This is a genomic window from Pradoshia sp. Z6_59, from assembly GCF_058267515.1.
This window is the reverse complement of record NZ_JBZCPP010000002.1, coordinates 86161-102509: the sequence shown is the minus strand read 5'-3', so window position 1 is coordinate 102509 and position 16349 is coordinate 86161. Positions and strand designations below refer to the sequence as shown.

The window sequence follows — 16349 nt, the reverse complement described above, 5'->3', positions numbered from 1 at the left end:
GCATCCATACATATAGCATATTCTATTACTAAATATACTTTTATGACAGCGAGAGGAGAAACAGTGGTGCATAGAATTAAAATCGAAACAATCACATTTTGGATAGTTACACTGTTAATGGGGGCTGCAACAATAATAATGTTCATAGATGGTGACAGTACGAAAGGATTCATGGGTATTCTAACTTGTATGAGCTTAGTAGTCTTAGGCGGTTGGCAATGGAAAGCAAAAAAGTCGCTTGACTGGCCACTTATGGTGATGACGTATTTATTTATTTTCATTTCAGTCGGAATTGGTACATTTGGCGGAGGTTATGCGATTAATCACTTTGATGATTTCCTCCATGTTACCTCCGGGATTTGGCTTGGGTATGCAGCATTGGTACTCACTAGGCAGATAATTGGTGAGGAGCTTACACAAAAATTGCCGAAAGCGTTTCTAGCTAGTATCATGGTTATCTTTGCGCTTTGCTCAGCTGGTGCATGGGAGCTGCTCGAGTTTGCGGGCGATCAATTATTTCATTTTACTGCTCAAGGACGAGATCATAAGGATACGATGTTTGATATGATGGATGGATTGATTGGTGGGATTATTAGCGCAGTTTTTTACCTTATCATCAGAAAATAATAAATGAAGTCGGCCGCATGATGGTGGCCGGCATTTTTACTATTTTGGAATACTCGCTTGAGTTCATTAGATACGTTGATTTAAGAAGGATTAACACTAATTATGTTGAAAATATAATATTGAGGTTCGGTAAATGAAGAAGGATATAGTCTTTAATTTTTAGAATTAAAACCTTTAATTTTAGACAGGGGATTTATATGAAAAAAATCATGCTTATTGGTTCTGGAGGTTCAGGGAAATCAACTTTAGCAAGACAACTGGGTGAAAAGTTGAATATAAATGTCTATCATCTCGATGCATTGTTTTGGAAACCCAATTGGGTAGGCGTTTCTAAAGAGGAGCAAATACAGGTTCAAAATGAGCTAGTAACAAAAGATTACTGGATTATTGATGGTAATTATAGTGGCACAATGGATATAAGGTTAAATGCCGCCGATATGATAATCTTTCTTGATATACCTAGAACGATCTGCATATACAGAGCATTTAAAAGAATGCTCCAATACCGTAATAAAACAAGACCAGATATGGGAGAAGGCTGTGAAGAGAGATTTTCTTTCGAGTTTTTAAAATGGATCTGGGAATATCCAAAAAAGCAAAAACCAAAAATTTTAAACAGACTCAAACAGTTTTCGGAAGACAAAGAGATTATCATTTTGAAATCAACCGGAGAAGTTGAAAAGTTCTTTGAAAAGATTAAATGATTATATTTACTGAAAATGGGGGAGGTTTTTTGCAGATCTTTTTTAAATATAACTGGATGGTAAGAGAAGAATGGTATAGATGGTGTGAAGGGTTAAGTGAACAAGAACTTCTGCAAAACCGAACGGGTGGAATGGGAAGTGTATTACATACACTTTTCCATATAGTTGAAGTTGAATGGAGCTGGATACGTTTATTGGAAGGTAAAACAGACTTTCAGGAGAGTTTTAATGGTTATAGAAGTTTGGATAAGGTTCGAAAATTGGACGCAGAATTTCATCTGGAAGTGGCAAGCTTTGTAAATAACTGGAATGCTACGATGGAAAATCGGTTATTGTATAGTACCTTATCTGATGGAAAGGTTGTAACAGATACTTGGGGAGAAATCATGAGACATACGATTGCCCATGAAATTCACCATATTGGACAATTATCAATTTGGGCAAGAGAAATTGGAAAAACGCCTGTTTCTGCAAACCTTATTGGCCGGGGTCTTTCCTCGAATCCAAATTGAATTTAATTTACGGTATCTGTAAGTGCAGTAATTAAGATGATAATGAATAGCTTATATGTAAAGTTGGAAGGACGGATGGTGTCTATTCTCTTTTCCCCAGCATAGATATTGATATTGGCTAGATTGTTCAAAGTGGATTTTAAACAAGAATATGTTTACGGTTAAGGATAAAAAATTTCCTGATTTATGATGCGGGAGGATACTGATGGGTATGGAGACTGAGTATTTAAGGATTATTAAGGAACGATTTAAAAGTGTTAAAAGTCTCGGAGATAAAGCAATTTCCCAATTATCAGAAGAAGATATTCGTTGGGTATTAAATGAGGAAGCCAATAGTGTGGCCGTTATCGTGCAGCATTTAAGCGGAAATATGGTATCTAGATGGACCGATTCTCTGAATTCTGATGGAGAGAAGCCTAATCGGAATCGGGAACAGGAATTTATAGATCATCTTTTAACAAAGGATGGAATGATGGGTATTTTAGAAGAAGGTTGGAATACTCTTTTTGAAGCACTACATAATTTAAGTGAAGAAGATTTATTAAAGAAAGTATATATACGTGCGGAAAGTCATGTGGTAATAGACGCAATCGAGAGGCAATTAGCTCATTATGCGTATCACATTGGACAAATTGTTTATATCGGTAAACAAATAAAGAGTAAAGATTGGAATAGTCTAATTATCCCAAAAGGCCAATCAGAAGCTTATTTGCAGCAAATGCTGAAAAACATCAATCCTGAAATAGGGTATCCTCTTAATAAAACCCCTCTAAAAAAATAATTTGCCTATAGTAGCCAGTCTGTTGAAGTAAACAGATTATAACCTAAAGTGCTCACGAGCTGAAAGTACTTTAGGTTATCAGCATTTAAAATGGATTGTAGATGTAAAGGTGAAGTGAGCTGCCAGTATCCTTAATCCTTGTTCTTTACTAATTTTTCAATGATCATTCGTTTGCCAGTATTCAGGGTAAATTCAAAGCGGTTTTGTTCTTTGTTATGCTCGTTAAAATGATGATGGACAGAGCAGATATAATCACCATTATCAAAAATGAAAAAGTTTGTGCCTGATGATTGGACAGTAGATGAAAAGGATAATTGGTTATAGCCATAAATACAGTCATAAGCAGAGAAATCCATGCTGTTTAACGTCGTGATGAATTGAAAGAAAGCATCATCCCTTAATTCTTCCAGTAATCGCTCTAACGAGTATTGTAAATTTTTTTTAATACGAACCTGGTCTTCATCTTTTATAAAAATAAGCTCTTTGCCCGATAAGAGCTTCCCGTCTTCTACTAATGTTCCTTTTCTCCAACGGTTATTACGATAAATGGATATCTCGTTATTCATATATTCCTCAAGTGGGTATGCCTCATCTGTTTCTTCGTCGAAAAAGACCCATTGATCATTGATGTTTTCAAAGATTCCTTCTGTATATGCTCGCAGCTGTTTACTCAATAGTTGATTTCTAAGTTGATTTTTCATGTGTGCGCCTCCAAGTGCAGATAAAAGAGTCTATGTAGAACTCAAATTACTGCATATCCGTTTTGTAATGATAATATTTATGGCACTGTTTTCTATTTCTTGACATAAGCATGCTCTTTTATAACCCCACCCCTTAAAGTTGGACAATTAACAACTTTGTGTAAGATGCATATCATGTTAGCAGGAATGGGCCATTGCTTGTTTGAAAGGATGATGCATTTTGTGCGGTATTACTGGCTGGGTTGAATTTAATCGATCTATTGATCAAGAGAAAGAGATTCTCATTAAAATGACAAATACACTCTCAAAACGTGGACCGGATGATACAAATATATGGGTTAGCCAACATGTCGGTTTGGGACATAAAAGGCTCATTGTGGTCGATCCGCTGTGTGGAAAACAACCTATGATCCGTGAAAAAAATGGGAATCAGTTTGTACTATGCTACAATGGTGAACTTTACAATACAGAAGATATACGAAAAGAACTATTATTAAAAGGATATTCATTTACTGGCCATTCGGACACTGAAGTTCTGTTAACTGCCTATATGGAATGGCAAGAAAAATGCGTGGATTTTTTTAATGGGATATTCGCCTTTGCGATTTGGGATGAAGCCAAACAACAATTATTTGTGGCAAGAGATCGACTAGGGGTAAAACCTTTTTTTTATTCCCTGCAAAATGGCCAATTTTTGTTTGGTTCTGAAATAAAAGCAATTATGGCTCACCCGACAGTCAAGCCAGTACTGACCAGAGAAGGGCTGGCAGAAATATTCGGATTTGGTCCTTCGCGATCACCTGGTTCAGGGGTTTTTAAAAACATTCACGAACTCCGCCCAGGGCATACCTTAACCTTTAATAGAGATGGACTTGAAATGAACCGATATTGGAATGTGAAGAGTGAAACACATCAGGAGAGCTTGGATGAAACCGTGGAAAAGGTCCGTTTTCTAGTGACGGATGCTGTAAAAAGACAATTGGTTTCAGATGTTCCATTATGTACATTCTTATCAGGGGGACTCGATTCGAGTGCCATTACAGCAATCGCTGCCAAGCAATATCAGATAGAGGGGAAACCTGCTCTTAACACGTACTCGATTGATTATGAGGATAATGCTGCCCATTTTCAAGCAAATGAATTCCAACCCAACGCGGATGGGCATTGGATTGAACTAATGAATCAGGAATTTGGCACAAAACATCACTATTGTGTCATCAGTCAGGAAGAACTGATTACTAATTTGGGAGAGGCCATGATCGTAAAAGATTTACCAGGAATGGCAGATATCGATTCTTCCTTGCTTTGGTTTTGCAGAAAAATCAAAGAAGACTATGTCGTCGGTCTTTCTGGAGAATGTGCGGATGAGATTTTTGGAGGCTATCCATGGTTTCATAATCCTGAACAATTATCAAACGATACTTTTCCATGGATGCGCTCTATACATGAACGAAATCAATTACTTAGACAAGACTGGAGAAAAAAGCTATCTCTTGAAGAGTATGTAAAGCATAAATATCAGGAAAGTCTACAGGAGACACCTTTGCTTTCGGGAGAATCCGACTTAGAAACAAAAAGAAGGCAGTTATTTTATTTAAATATGACTTGGTTTATGACCAATCTCTTGGATCGTAAAGACCGAATGAGTATGGGAGCAAGTTTAGAAGTACGTGTTCCATTTGCGGATCATCGTCTAGTAGAATATGCCTGGAATATACCGTGGGATATGAAAATGGCCGGTAACCGGGAAAAGGGAATACTAAGGAAAGCCTTGAAGGGAATCCTGCCGGAAGATGTTTTATACAGAAAGAAAAGCCCATATCCGAAAACGCATAATCCTCTTTATACAAAGCTGGTGAAGGATTGGCTTGAGGAATTATTGGAGGATGGGGATTCCCCCCTATTCGAATTCTTCGATAAAGATCAGCTTAAAGCCCTTGTTGATACTGGAGGATCATCATTTAAAAAGCCATGGTTTGGGCAATTGATGTCCGGTCCGCAATTACTTGCTTATTTGATTCAAGTGCATTTATGGTTTAAGCATTACAATATTGTTTTGGAGGATTCATAATAGAGGCTTAGGGCTGTCGAAATAATCGGCAGCTTTTTTTACTGTACATAAAGCGTAAAAGGAGGAGTGTAAATATCCGATAAGAACAACTGTTTAGTATTTACCCTGATTTAATAAGCATTAACGTCTTTTATGGTCTCTATTAACCATTTTCGGCAGGTTAAATTGATATAAATATAGAATTAAACTCATTGAGTGAATTTTTTATAAACATCTTGTTGAACTATTATTGCTGAAGAGCTCCTTTTCGTATTCTTCATATATATGCTTTACTTCTATATAGTAATTCTATGTTAGTCCTTACATGCAAAGATGTTGGTTTAATGAGTGTAACGAAATAAACATTGTTGAGGAGATGTCCATATTGAAGAAGATAATAATTGGGGTTGTTCTATTCTTAGCAATAATGATCTGCAGTGTTTATTACTTTTTGAAATTTTATCCACCACTGGAGATTGGCACACTTGCTTCAAGTTCAGATAATAAATCAGTTGTTATTGGTGTTGGTAATAAAGGTTTTCGTGAAGTAAAAATAACAGATGTGTTGGTGAATAATAATGAAAACCCTTCAACAATTAAACTGCAAGTAAGTAATGTATTACAAGGTTTCATACTAACGGATGACTATAAAAGTATAGAAGCGAAAAACTTTGGCTTTACAACTATAGATAAGGTTGCTATAAAAACGGAAACTTCACCATCAGCAAATTTTGTAAAATCAGATGCTGGAAATGCTTCTAAAAGTGATGAAATTTATGGGGTTAGCGCAATTCATAACGAAGAAATAAAAAAGGTTCATATAAAATATAGCTATCTTGGAATCTCATTTAACAATACTGTGATACTAAACTAACATGGAAGTTTTCTCTAGGTAGGACTAATGCTAAATTCGTAACCTACTAAAGGATATTTTAATAAGCGAAGCAGCAATTATTTATAGATCTCGAAAAGAATAAACAATGTATAAGACGGAGGTAGTACATTGAACGATTTCCCCCTTTGCTTCAGTCAAACTGAAAGTGAAAAAATAATTAATCGCTTTGGATTGGATTTTTATAAGAAAATCTTGTTAGATCTTGTACATTATGCAGACAAGTGGAGTTTAACAGCCTTTCAATTCATTCCGTCTTATTCCGCAAAGGTAGTGTTCAAATGTCAGTCTAAAAAATATGGTGATGTGATCCTAAAACTAGCTGATCCTTCTTTTGGGGAGATTGTTAAAGAATATCGTACGTTACGCCAATATCATGTGCGAGGATTTTGTAGAGTGATTGAAGCGGATATTGAAAATGGTGTCATTCTTGAGGCCCGTATACAGCCTGGAACATCTTTGAGAGAAGAGAGTTCTCTTGAAAAAAGATTATCTGTTTTTTGTCACCTTTACAAAGGACTTCATATCTCCCCTTCTAAATCCGAGGTTTATCCTAGTTATATGCAATGGGTCAATCGAATAACAGAATACATGAGCAAGCGAAAAGATTGCAGAGAGCTATATTCATACATGAAAAAAGCGAGGGATATTGGTTTATCGCTTTCAACTATGTATTCTGAAAAGGTGTTACTTCATGGTGATTTGCACCATGATAATATTCTTCTTGGCATGGATGGAGAGTATATAATTATTGATCCTAAAGGTGTCATCGGCGACCCAGTGTTTGATGTTGCGCGTTTTATATTAAATGAATTTGATAATGAAAAAGATAAGGAAACGTATAAGAAGATAAACTATATCATTGAAGTTTTAGAAAAAGAGCTTACTATCTCAGATTCTATTATAAGACAATGCCTATATGTCGAAACTCTTATGAGCGTGTGTTGGTGTATAGAAGACGGTGGAGAATATTCAAGTGTTAAGAAAGATATTGTATTGGCAGAAGCCGTTTTGAATAGCTGCTCTTTAAATCTTTGAAATAAACAGAAAGTAGCCGAAAACCTTTAGAGTTCATTCAGTCTCAAAGGCTCCCGGCTGTTCTTTATTACTTGAATATATGGTTAATGACTTCATCCATGGACATTGTACTATCAACTTCAAATACGCCAGGTTTCAGTTTGTTTTCCAGCTTCCTGCTTTCAATCGTTTTCGTAAAGCCAGAAGCATCTTTAATGATTTTACCTTTAACCAAGGCTTGAGCAACATCAATACTGGTCATTCCGCTAGCTACATTTATTACTGTTTTGTAGATAACTTTTTGATCCTGCTGATCAGAGGTTTCTTTTACAGTTTGCTCTGCTTCTTTCAGTTCAGCAGAATATTCTTCCTCTGTTTTTATAACATATCCCAAAGAAGATAGCTCATCTTTCATTTCATTTTCTGTCATTTCTTTAGTAATAGTATTTTTTGGAGACTCTGCAGCTTGAGTAACCGTTTCATCCTCAGAGGAGGAATAATATACGGCGCCGCACACACCTGCTGCCACAATGATCCCGGCAGCAAAGCTACTTAGAACTTTAGGCGTCATTGGCTACTTTCCTCCTTCTTTGGCTAGGGCCTTCGTATGGAGCAAGCAATTCTATTACTTCTTCCTCCGTAAGTTTGTGCATAGAGGCAATACTTTTAGTGGAATAGCCGCGCTTATATAAGTCTAGCATTTTCACCATAGCTTGGCGTTCATCAGAGTGATGAGTCATGATACCAGCTTCCTGAGCAGTAACTTCTGCATTTAATTCTAGTTTATTAATTTGCTCCTGCAGTTTGTTCGTTTCATCGAGCATGACTGCATAATAACTTTCTAACTGCTTTTTTTCCTCTTTCGTTTGCTTCTTCATTTTCATAAATGCAATAAGAAGTAAAACGACAGCTGTGCTAAATAAGATAATTAAAGCTATATTCATTTGTTTTATATCCTCCTATAAAAATCCTCTATTTATTATACATATAAAAATAGCATTTACGACAGAAATTGCCCAAAAGAAAAAAATTTGTAATCTTCTTTAACAAGCGATATGAGCAACTATTATACTTATCTTGTAATTTTATTGGTAATACAGTAAATATTTACATGTGTGTTTGGTGGGTAAACAATAAAGAAGTTACATTTTAAAGGAGGAAGGCAATGGTTAGATTGGAAGAAATGAAATCAGATGAGTTTCAAAATTATCTAAGGTATGCAATTAAAAACTATGCAAATGAACACGTAAAGGCTGGCAATTGGAAGGAGGCAGAAGCAATTGATCAGGCAGAAGCTGAATTTAAAAGGCTATTACCTGATGGAAAAGAAACCGCTAATCAGCATCTATTCTCTATTCGAGATGAAGAGAGAGAAGTGGGGATGATTTGGCTTGCTCAGCTTTCAGCTGAGGCAGGGTATATTTATGACATTAATATCTGGAAGGGTAATCAAGGACTTGGTTATGGAAAAGAGGCAATGAAAGAAATTGAAATCTTCGCCCAAAATCAGGGTCTTACCTATATAGGCCTTCACGTCTTTGGTCACAATAAGTCAGCACGAAATTTATATGAAAAATTAGGATATATAGAAACGGATATTATGATGAGGAAAAAGATACAATACAATACAAATAGTCTTTAAGTGGATTATTTGTACTATGGTAGGTTCATAGAGATAATTGCTGAAGAATGGAAAGCATTTTGTTGAAAAAAGCCGCCCAAAAACAGGCGGCTTTATAGATACTTTATTTAGAAACAGAAAGAATCGTATATCCGTCTTTGGCAAGTGTAATCTGACCTTTATCATTCCATTGACTTTTAGAATCCATGTAAAGTGGCTTAGCACTCTTCCATTCTTTCAAAGAAATAGACTTTGATTGTTTGCCAAGATTAATGCACACATAGGCAAGAGAGTCAGAGCTTTCTCTTTTATACATAACTACATCAGGATCATGAGCTACAAAGAGAAGATCACCTTCATTGGCGAGGACCTTATGATCTTTACGTAAGTTAATTAAGGATTGCACATGCTTACGAAGCTCGAGGTCTTGATTTTTGTCCTCCCAAGGCATACATTTACGGCAGCCCGGATCATCTTCACCATCTAGTCCAATTTCATCGCCATAATAAATGCATGGCGTTCCCGTAAAGGTAAGTAATATCGTGAAAATTTGTTTGATTTTATCAAGATTACCTTCACATTCTGTTAAAATCCTAGGTGTGTCATGGCTTCCGATTAAATTGAAGGCCGCCATATTCACAATATGTGGATACATATGATAAACCTTCGTCATTTTTTCAGCAAACTGTGTAGGTGTGATGGTGTTTTTGGCGAAAATTTCCAAGATTGCAGTTAAGAATGGATAGTTCATTACAGCATCAAATTGGTCTCCACGCAGCCACGGCATGGAATCATGCCAAATTTCGCCGAGTATGTATGCATCCTCTTTTTCAGATCTGACTGCTTTACGGAAATCACGCCAGAAATCAAAATCTACTTCATTGGCTACATCTAGTCTCCAGCCATCAATATTGCATTCACGGATCCAATACTTAGCCACATTTAGCAAGTATTCTTTTACTTCTGGATTCTTTGTATTTAATTTTGGCATTGTTTCTACAAAACCAAAGGCATCATAGTTGAGATTTTCAACCATTGGAAGGCTGCGCGTATGGAACCAATCCTTATACTTGGAATCCTCTCCTTTTTCTAATACATCTTGGAATGGCTTGAAATGATAGCCGCTATGATTAAATACCGCATCAAGCATGACCCTTATACCACGCTTGTGGCTTTCTTCAACGAGTCGTTTTAATGTTTCCTTCGTTCCAAATTGCGGGTCAAGCTCCATATAATCAATGGTGTCATATTTATGGTTGGAATAAGCATGAAATACAGGGGTGAAATAAATTCCAGTAATGCCTAAATCCTTGAGATAATCTAAATGATCGATGACCCCTGCCAAGTCACCGCCAAAGAAATTGGTTGGTGTCGGTGCGGCACTTCCCCATGGCAAAGTACCTTTAGGATTTAATTTTGCATCCCCGTTTGCAAATCGTTCGGGGAAGATTTGGTACCAAACAGTATCTTTAACCCACTCTGGTGCGCTGAATACTTCTGTATGATGAAGATATGGTAAAGCAAAGAGAAGGCCGACTTTAGGAAGTTCCTCGTAAAAACCTTTTTCAGAATAATAGGCTGTTTTAGCATTCTTATCTGTTAAACGGAAAGTATAGCGAGCTCGGCGGTGGGGAAGATCAATGGTAGAACGCCAATAATCATACAGTTCATCACTGCCGGTATAGTCCATATTTTTTGCTTTGTAAATCCATTCACTGCCCTGAAAATCATAGGGATCACCATATAGTAACTCCATCTTTTCAATATCATCTTTTTTACTCATGATCATAATCGTAATGGAGTTTAATGATGAACTATACATAAATTGATCTCTTGCAAAGTGAATAACAGATGCTTTTTCCATGTAACCTTTCTCCTCTCAATATACAAGTGAATATTAATGCAAACGCTTGCGCCTTCTATTCATTAACTATATCAGTTAATGATAAATTTTCAATCTCGAAAATTTCAGATAATAACAATGTGTTTTTACCCATAAAACGATGGAAAATAACTTAAAAAATAATTCACAATTTTATTTATTGTTAAATTTTGATAAATAAGTATAATAAAGGTGTTGAGTCTGCAATCGTTTTCATTAGAAAATTAATACAAAAATTATTATATTTGAACATCAAGTGCATTCTTATGTGCAAACGTTTGTTTACTTAGCGATATTATAAGAGGAGGGGTTGACCCATGAAAAAAGCATACTCCATGTTAATGGTGCTCATGCTCGTAATTGGCGTACTGGCTGCTTGTGGACCAGACAGAGAGAAAGAAACAGGCAGTAAGGAAGATACGAATACGGATAAACCTGAAAAACTAGTCATTTGGGAAGATACAGATAAAGGACCTGGCTTAGAGCCGGCTATAAAAGCATTTGAAAAAGAGCATGGAATTAAAGTTGAATATAAAGAAATGGGTATGGCAGATAAGATTCGTGAACAAATCAGATTGGATGGACCAGCTGGAAAAGGTCCGGATGTTATCACATTGCCGCATGATCAAATTGGTCAATTAGCTATTGAAGGTGTATTAGCTGAACTAAAAGTAGACCAAAGTGTAATCGATACTTTTACAGAATCTTCTGTTCAGGCACAAACCTATGATGGTAAATTATATGGCTTGCCAAAAGCTACTGAAACACCAGTCTTTATTTATAACAAGAAACTTATGGAAAAACCGCCTGCAACAATGGATGAATTATATACATTTGCAAAAGAGAACACAAAAGGCAAAACATATGGATTTACAGCTAAATGGGATGATTTTTATCATGCATATGGTGTAATTGGCGGTATGGGTGGTTATGTGTTTGGAGAAAAAGATGGATCTCTAAACCGTGATGATTTAGGACTAAATAATGAAGGTGCAATTGAAGGCGCTGAATTTATTGCTAAATGGTATAAAGAAGGCCTGTTCCCTAAAGGGATTATTGGAGAAAGCGGCGGTTCAGCACAGGATGGTTTATTTAATGAAGGAAAACTGGCTTCCGTACAAAATGGACCTTGGGCTTTCCAAGGATATAAAGATGCAGGTATAGATATTGGAGCAACTGCATTGCCGACACTTCCAAATGGAGAACACATGAAAACTTTCATGGGTGTTAAAGGATGGCACGTGTCAGCTTACTCTAAAAATACAGATTGGGCTACTAAATTGGTTGAACACTTAACTAATTATGATAGCGCGAAAGTTCGTTATGAAAAAACACAGGAGATTCCTCCGGTTAAAAAATTGATTGAAGATCCAATTATTGCTGACAATGAATTTTCTAAAGCAGTAGCAGAGCAATCCCAATATGCGATTCCAATGCCTAATATACCTGAAATGGGAGAAGTTTGGTCCCCGATGGCAGCGGCTTTAGAGACAATCGCAACTGGTAAAGCAGATGCTAAATCTGCAATGGATGAAGCAGCGAAGACAATTAAAACAAATATCGATACCAACCATAAAAAATAATGCTAGGTAAGGGTTAGGCGGTATCCAATTACTTTGGATATGGCCTATCCTTTTATAACACGGTATTGGTTATATTGCATTTCGTGAAAACTCAGGAAGAGACTTTCTCGTTGTTCATCTTCTCTTTAGGAAGTTTGTTTCTGGGCTTTCACTGAATATAGCCAATTCTTTTTCGAAGAAAGGGGAAAAACCCACGATGGATATAATTCCTGCTCAAACAAAAACCAACTATGCTAAAAAGGCTGCTTTATTTTCGATTATTCCAGGGTTTGGACAGTTTTTTAATAAACAATACATAAAAGGAATTATCTTTCTTATTTTGACAGCCTCTTTTTTTATTGCTTTTGCAGATATGTTAAATATTGGATTTTGGGGATTGGTCACTTTAGGTGAAATTCCGAAGCTTGATCATTCTGTTATTTTATTGATAGACGGCATTCTAACGTTAATTGTAACGATTATTGGTTTAGGTATTTACGCTTTTAATATTTACGATGCTTATAACAATGGTAAAAAGAGAGACCAAGAGATTGCATTAAATTCTATACGCGAGCAATATCAAAATTTAATTGATAATGGATTCCCCTATCTAATTGTTTCTCCGGGATTTTTGTTATTAATTTTCGTTGTTATATTTCCGATTATCTTCTCTTTCCTTTTGGCATTCACAAACTATGATTTGTATCATTCCCCACCTGCAAATCTGGTCGATTGGATTGGATTTCAAAACTTTATAGATATTTTTAAAATAGAAATATGGAGAACCACATTCTTTAAAGTGTTTGGCTGGACTATTGTATGGACATTTACAGCAACGACTTTACAAATTGCACTCGGAGTCTTTCTGGCAGTATTGGTTAATCAGAAAGATTTAAAGGGCAAGGCCATCATTAGAACCGTCCTGATTTTACCTTGGGCCGTTCCTGCCTTTGTATCCATTCTTGTATTTTCAGGTATGTTCAATGAATCATTTGGTATTATCAATACGACCATTCTTCCGGCTCTTGGTTTACCTCCAGTGGATTGGATGACGGAAGCAAATTGGACAAGACTTGCTTTAATCCTTATACAGGGCTGGCTGGGCTTTCCATTTATTTTTGCCATGACAACAGGAGTCCTTCAATCTATACCGGAGGATTTATATGAAGCGGCCACGATAGATGGGGCTAGCTTGATGCAGAAATTCAGAAAAATTACTTTACCGCTCGTTTTGTTTGCCACTGCGCCTATACTAATCACACAGTATACGTTTAATTTTAATAACTTTAATTTAATCTTTTTATTTAATAACGGAGGCCCTGCCATACCGGGTCAAAATGCGTGGGGTACGGATATATTAATTTCGTGGATTTATAGATTGACGATGACATCGGCTCAATATGGAAAAGCTGCCGCAGTTACGATGATTCTTTCACTAATTGTCATGTCTGTAGCATTGTGGCAATTTAAACGGACTAAGTCTTTCCAAGAGGAGGATATGATGTAATGAAGAGTTCAAAGAAGAATAAAATAATCCGCTTAACCTTATCTTATATAGTCATAGCCATCATGTTTGCCATTGTCATCTATCCAATTCTTTGGATTATAGGCTCATCCTTTAATCCGGGGAACAGTTTGTCCGGTTCAACGATGTTTCCCAAAAATCCAACGCTAGACCATTATCAAGAGCTATTTGATATGAAAAACAGTGATTATCTGATTTGGTACTTTAACTCTCTTAAAATTAGTATTATGACCATGACTTTAACGGTTATTACGGTTTCTTTTACAGCCTATGCGTTTTCACGATATCGGTTTGTTGGAAGAAAAAATGGATTAATGACCTTTTTGATTTTACAAATGATCCCGAACTTTGCAGCCTTGATTGCCATTTATGTATTGGCCGTTCGGACAGGATTGCTGGATACACATATCGGCTTAATTTTACTGTATGTGGGTGGACAAATTCCGATGAATACGTGGTTGATGAAGGGGTATCTTGATACCATTCCACGTGAACTCGATGAAAGTGCGAAGATGGATGGAGCCGGTCATTTACGTATCTTCTTCCAAATCGTCCTGCCTTTGGCAAAACCAATCATAGCGGTTGTAGCATTATTCGCTTTTGTTGCTCCTTTCGGAGATTTTATTTTAGCGAAAATATTAATTAGCTCAAGTGATCAGTATACGATTGCAGTTGGTTTATATGAACTGGTTGGTAAGAAATTTGGAGCAGAATTCACTAAGTTTGCAGCAGGTTCGGTTTTAATTGCCATTCCAATTGCTACTCTTTTCCTATTCTTCCAAAAATACTTTGTTTCCGGATTGACGGCTGGCGGTACAAAGGGATAAGGTTATTTTGATGGGAGAAATAAGGGGGAAATTAGTATGTTAAAAAAAGTAATGGCCATTCTGCTGGCGCCGTTTATCTTATTTTCGACAATTCCGGTATCTGCGGATGAAAGAGAGGAAAGAGATTGGCAGGATGAGTCCATCTACTTCATCATGGTGGACAGATTTTATAATGGGAATACGAAAAATGATTATAGTGTGGACCTGGATAATCATAATACATACCAGGGCGGTGATTTTGCCGGTATTATGCAAAAGCTAGATTATTTGCAGGAAATGGGCTTTACCACTATTGCATTAAATTCAATCGTTGAAAACACAGAATCAGGCTATCATGGCGATTGGGCTCTGGATTATAGAAAGATCAATGAGAATTATGGAACATTAAAGGAATTTAAACAGTTAGTGCAAGAAGCTCATAAACGTAATATGAAAGTAATCGTTGACTTTAATGCGAATCATGTCGGACCTAATCATCCATGGCTTAAGGATCCGGCAAAAGAAGATTGGTTTCATGAAAGAAAAGATGTGACCTCTGCAAGTAACCAGGAAGACACACAGGCTGGATGGATAGATGGATTGCCAGATTTGGCACAGGAAAATCCTGAGGTATCTGCTTACTTGTTGGATGCTGCGAAGTGGTGGATTACAGAAACCAATATTGACGGCTATCGTTTGAATGATTTGGAGTATGTTTCTGTTGATTTTTGGAGTAATTTCAGTAAAGAAATGAAATCGGTTAAAAATGATTTCTTTCTACTTGGTAATGGTACTATAGAAAATAAATCTGATTTGGTTGACCTTAAGGAATCAGGTATTGATGGTGTACTAGATAAACAACAAATGGAAGCGTTGAGAGAGGTATTTGCTAAACCGGATCAGAAGATGGATTCATTATTCTCTATTTGGAATGAGCGAATGCAATCGATGAGTCAACCACATCAGTTAGGAATTATGGTTGATACAGAAGATACACCAAGATTCACTAAATCAATGCAAGATCATAATCAATTCCCTGGAACGAGATGGGAATTACTGATAACCCATATGTATACAATGCCTGGTATCCCAATGGTTTATTACGGATCCGAGATAGCCATGAATGGTAATGAGGTACCAGATAATCGCCGCATGATGGATTTCAGAACAGATAAGGATTTAATTGAATATATAGGTAAAATAGCTGCGCTGCGTAAAGAGTATCCTGCTTTAAGGAAAGGAACTCTTGAACTTTTGAGCGAGCAGGATGGAATGGTCGTCTATAAAAGAGAGTATAAAGACCAAATCATGATTATTGCAATTAATAATAGCTCGAAAACAAAAACCATTCAACTTGATGCGGCTAATCTTCCAGCAAGTGAAGAATTACGTGGCAGGCTTAACGCAGATATGGTGAGAAAAAGCAATGATACCTATTCAATTACTTTGGACCGCGAAACATCAGAAGTCTATTTGGCAGCAGAAAAAAGCGGCGTAAATTATGTATTCATTGCTGTAATTGCTTTAGTTAATATCTTGTTCTTTGGATTCCTTTATTTGGCACGAAGAAAAGGAAGACGGCAAAACAATCATAATTGAACGAAAATGGAGGGATGCTTTTTCCTCCATTTTTTAAATAATAATCATAGACTAGCATAAGTGAGGTTGA

At 36.5% G+C, this 16349-nt stretch carries 16 protein-coding genes; 12 read left to right on the top strand and 4 right to left on the bottom strand.

The genetic code is table 11. The features are described from left to right. The first annotated feature begins 66 nt into the window (after positions 1–66). From AC4D4B_RS02590 to AC4D4B_RS02575, 4 genes are all read left to right on the top strand, one after another. On the top strand, positions 67–627 hold the full coding sequence (locus AC4D4B_RS02590) for a DUF2238 domain-containing protein (protein WP_490999099.1): 561 nt from the start codon (positions 67–69) through the stop codon (positions 625–627). 197 nt (positions 628–824) lie between these two features. Continuing rightward, positions 825–1331, top strand: coding sequence for a DNA topology modulation protein (locus tag AC4D4B_RS02585; protein WP_490995481.1), 507 nt, complete (start codon positions 825–827; stop codon positions 1329–1331). A gap of 29 nt (positions 1332–1360) precedes the next feature. Next, the gene (locus tag AC4D4B_RS02580) at positions 1361–1843 is read left to right on the top strand and encodes a DinB family protein (protein ID WP_490999098.1); all 483 of its coding nucleotides are present in this window, start codon (positions 1361–1363) and stop codon (positions 1841–1843) included. A 205-nt stretch (positions 1844–2048) separates the two neighbouring features. Continuing rightward, positions 2049–2624, top strand: a complete 576-nt coding sequence (locus AC4D4B_RS02575) for a DUF1572 family protein (protein WP_490999097.1) — start codon at positions 2049–2051, stop codon at positions 2622–2624. 131 nt (positions 2625–2755) lie between these two features. Here the strand turns inward: AC4D4B_RS02575 and AC4D4B_RS02570 are convergent, their stop codons facing one another. Beyond that, on the bottom strand, positions 2756–3325 hold the full coding sequence (locus AC4D4B_RS02570) for a DUF2777 family protein (RefSeq protein WP_490999096.1): 570 nt from the start codon (positions 3323–3325) through the stop codon (positions 2756–2758). A 220-nt stretch (positions 3326–3545) separates the two neighbouring features. On the opposite strand from AC4D4B_RS02570, the gene asnB reads away from it, so the two are divergent. From asnB to AC4D4B_RS02555, 3 genes are all read left to right on the top strand, one after another. Then, positions 3546–5396, top strand: a complete 1851-nt coding sequence (asnB, locus tag AC4D4B_RS02565; protein ID WP_490999095.1) for an asparagine synthase (glutamine-hydrolyzing) — start codon at positions 3546–3548, stop codon at positions 5394–5396. Positions 5397–5751: 355 nt separating this feature from the next. Then, the gene (locus AC4D4B_RS02560) at positions 5752–6249 is read left to right on the top strand and encodes a hypothetical protein (RefSeq protein ID WP_490999222.1); all 498 of its coding nucleotides are present in this window, start codon (positions 5752–5754) and stop codon (positions 6247–6249) included. A 129-nt stretch (positions 6250–6378) separates the two neighbouring features. Further along, positions 6379–7305, top strand: a complete 927-nt coding sequence (locus AC4D4B_RS02555; protein WP_490999094.1) for an aminoglycoside phosphotransferase family protein — start codon at positions 6379–6381, stop codon at positions 7303–7305. A 67-nt stretch (positions 7306–7372) separates the two neighbouring features. Here the strand turns inward: AC4D4B_RS02555 and AC4D4B_RS02550 are convergent, their stop codons facing one another. Together AC4D4B_RS02550 and AC4D4B_RS02545 are read right to left on the bottom strand one after the other, a co-directional pair. Then, complete coding sequence (locus tag AC4D4B_RS02550) at positions 7373–7855, bottom strand: aminodeoxychorismate lyase (RefSeq protein WP_490999093.1); 483 nt, start codon at positions 7853–7855, stop codon at positions 7373–7375. Beyond that, positions 7845–8228 carry a hypothetical protein gene (locus AC4D4B_RS02545; RefSeq protein ID WP_490999092.1) on the bottom strand — a complete coding sequence of 128 codons (384 nt, stop codon included), beginning with the start codon at positions 8226–8228 and terminating at the stop codon, positions 7845–7847. Before AC4D4B_RS02545 ends, AC4D4B_RS02550 begins: the two co-directional genes overlap by 11 nt. A 221-nt stretch (positions 8229–8449) precedes the next feature. Between AC4D4B_RS02545 and AC4D4B_RS02540 the strand changes: the two genes are divergently transcribed. Beyond that, the gene (locus tag AC4D4B_RS02540) at positions 8450–8926 is read left to right on the top strand and encodes a GNAT family N-acetyltransferase (RefSeq protein ID WP_490995474.1); all 477 of its coding nucleotides are present in this window, start codon (positions 8450–8452) and stop codon (positions 8924–8926) included. Between the two features lie 103 nt (positions 8927–9029). Here AC4D4B_RS02540 and AC4D4B_RS02535 read toward each other — a convergent pair whose 3' ends face one another. Next, positions 9030–10769: a glycoside hydrolase family 13 protein gene (locus AC4D4B_RS02535; protein WP_490999091.1), complete on the bottom strand. Its 1740-nt coding sequence runs from the start codon at positions 10767–10769 to the stop codon at positions 9030–9032. A 335-nt stretch (positions 10770–11104) separates the two neighbouring features. Between AC4D4B_RS02535 and AC4D4B_RS02530 the strand changes: the two genes are divergently transcribed. The 4 genes from AC4D4B_RS02530 (at position 11105) to AC4D4B_RS02515 (ending at position 16279) form a co-directional block, all read left to right on the top strand. After that, positions 11105–12370 carry an extracellular solute-binding protein gene (locus tag AC4D4B_RS02530; RefSeq protein WP_066101595.1) on the top strand — a complete coding sequence of 422 codons (1266 nt, stop codon included), beginning with the start codon at positions 11105–11107 and terminating at the stop codon, positions 12368–12370. A gap of 196 nt (positions 12371–12566) precedes the next feature. Then, positions 12567–13856, top strand: a complete 1290-nt coding sequence (locus tag AC4D4B_RS02525) for a carbohydrate ABC transporter permease (RefSeq protein ID WP_066101593.1) — start codon at positions 12567–12569, stop codon at positions 13854–13856. Then, positions 13856–14701 (top strand): sugar ABC transporter permease, encoded by an 846-nt coding sequence (locus tag AC4D4B_RS02520; protein ID WP_490999090.1) that lies wholly within the window; start codon positions 13856–13858, stop codon positions 14699–14701. The genes AC4D4B_RS02525 and AC4D4B_RS02520 overlap by 1 nt, the downstream gene beginning before the upstream one ends. Before the next feature lie 36 nt (positions 14702–14737). Continuing rightward, positions 14738–16279, top strand: a complete 1542-nt coding sequence (locus AC4D4B_RS02515; protein WP_490995469.1) for an alpha-amylase family glycosyl hydrolase — start codon at positions 14738–14740, stop codon at positions 16277–16279. Positions 16280–16349 lie beyond the last annotated feature (70 nt).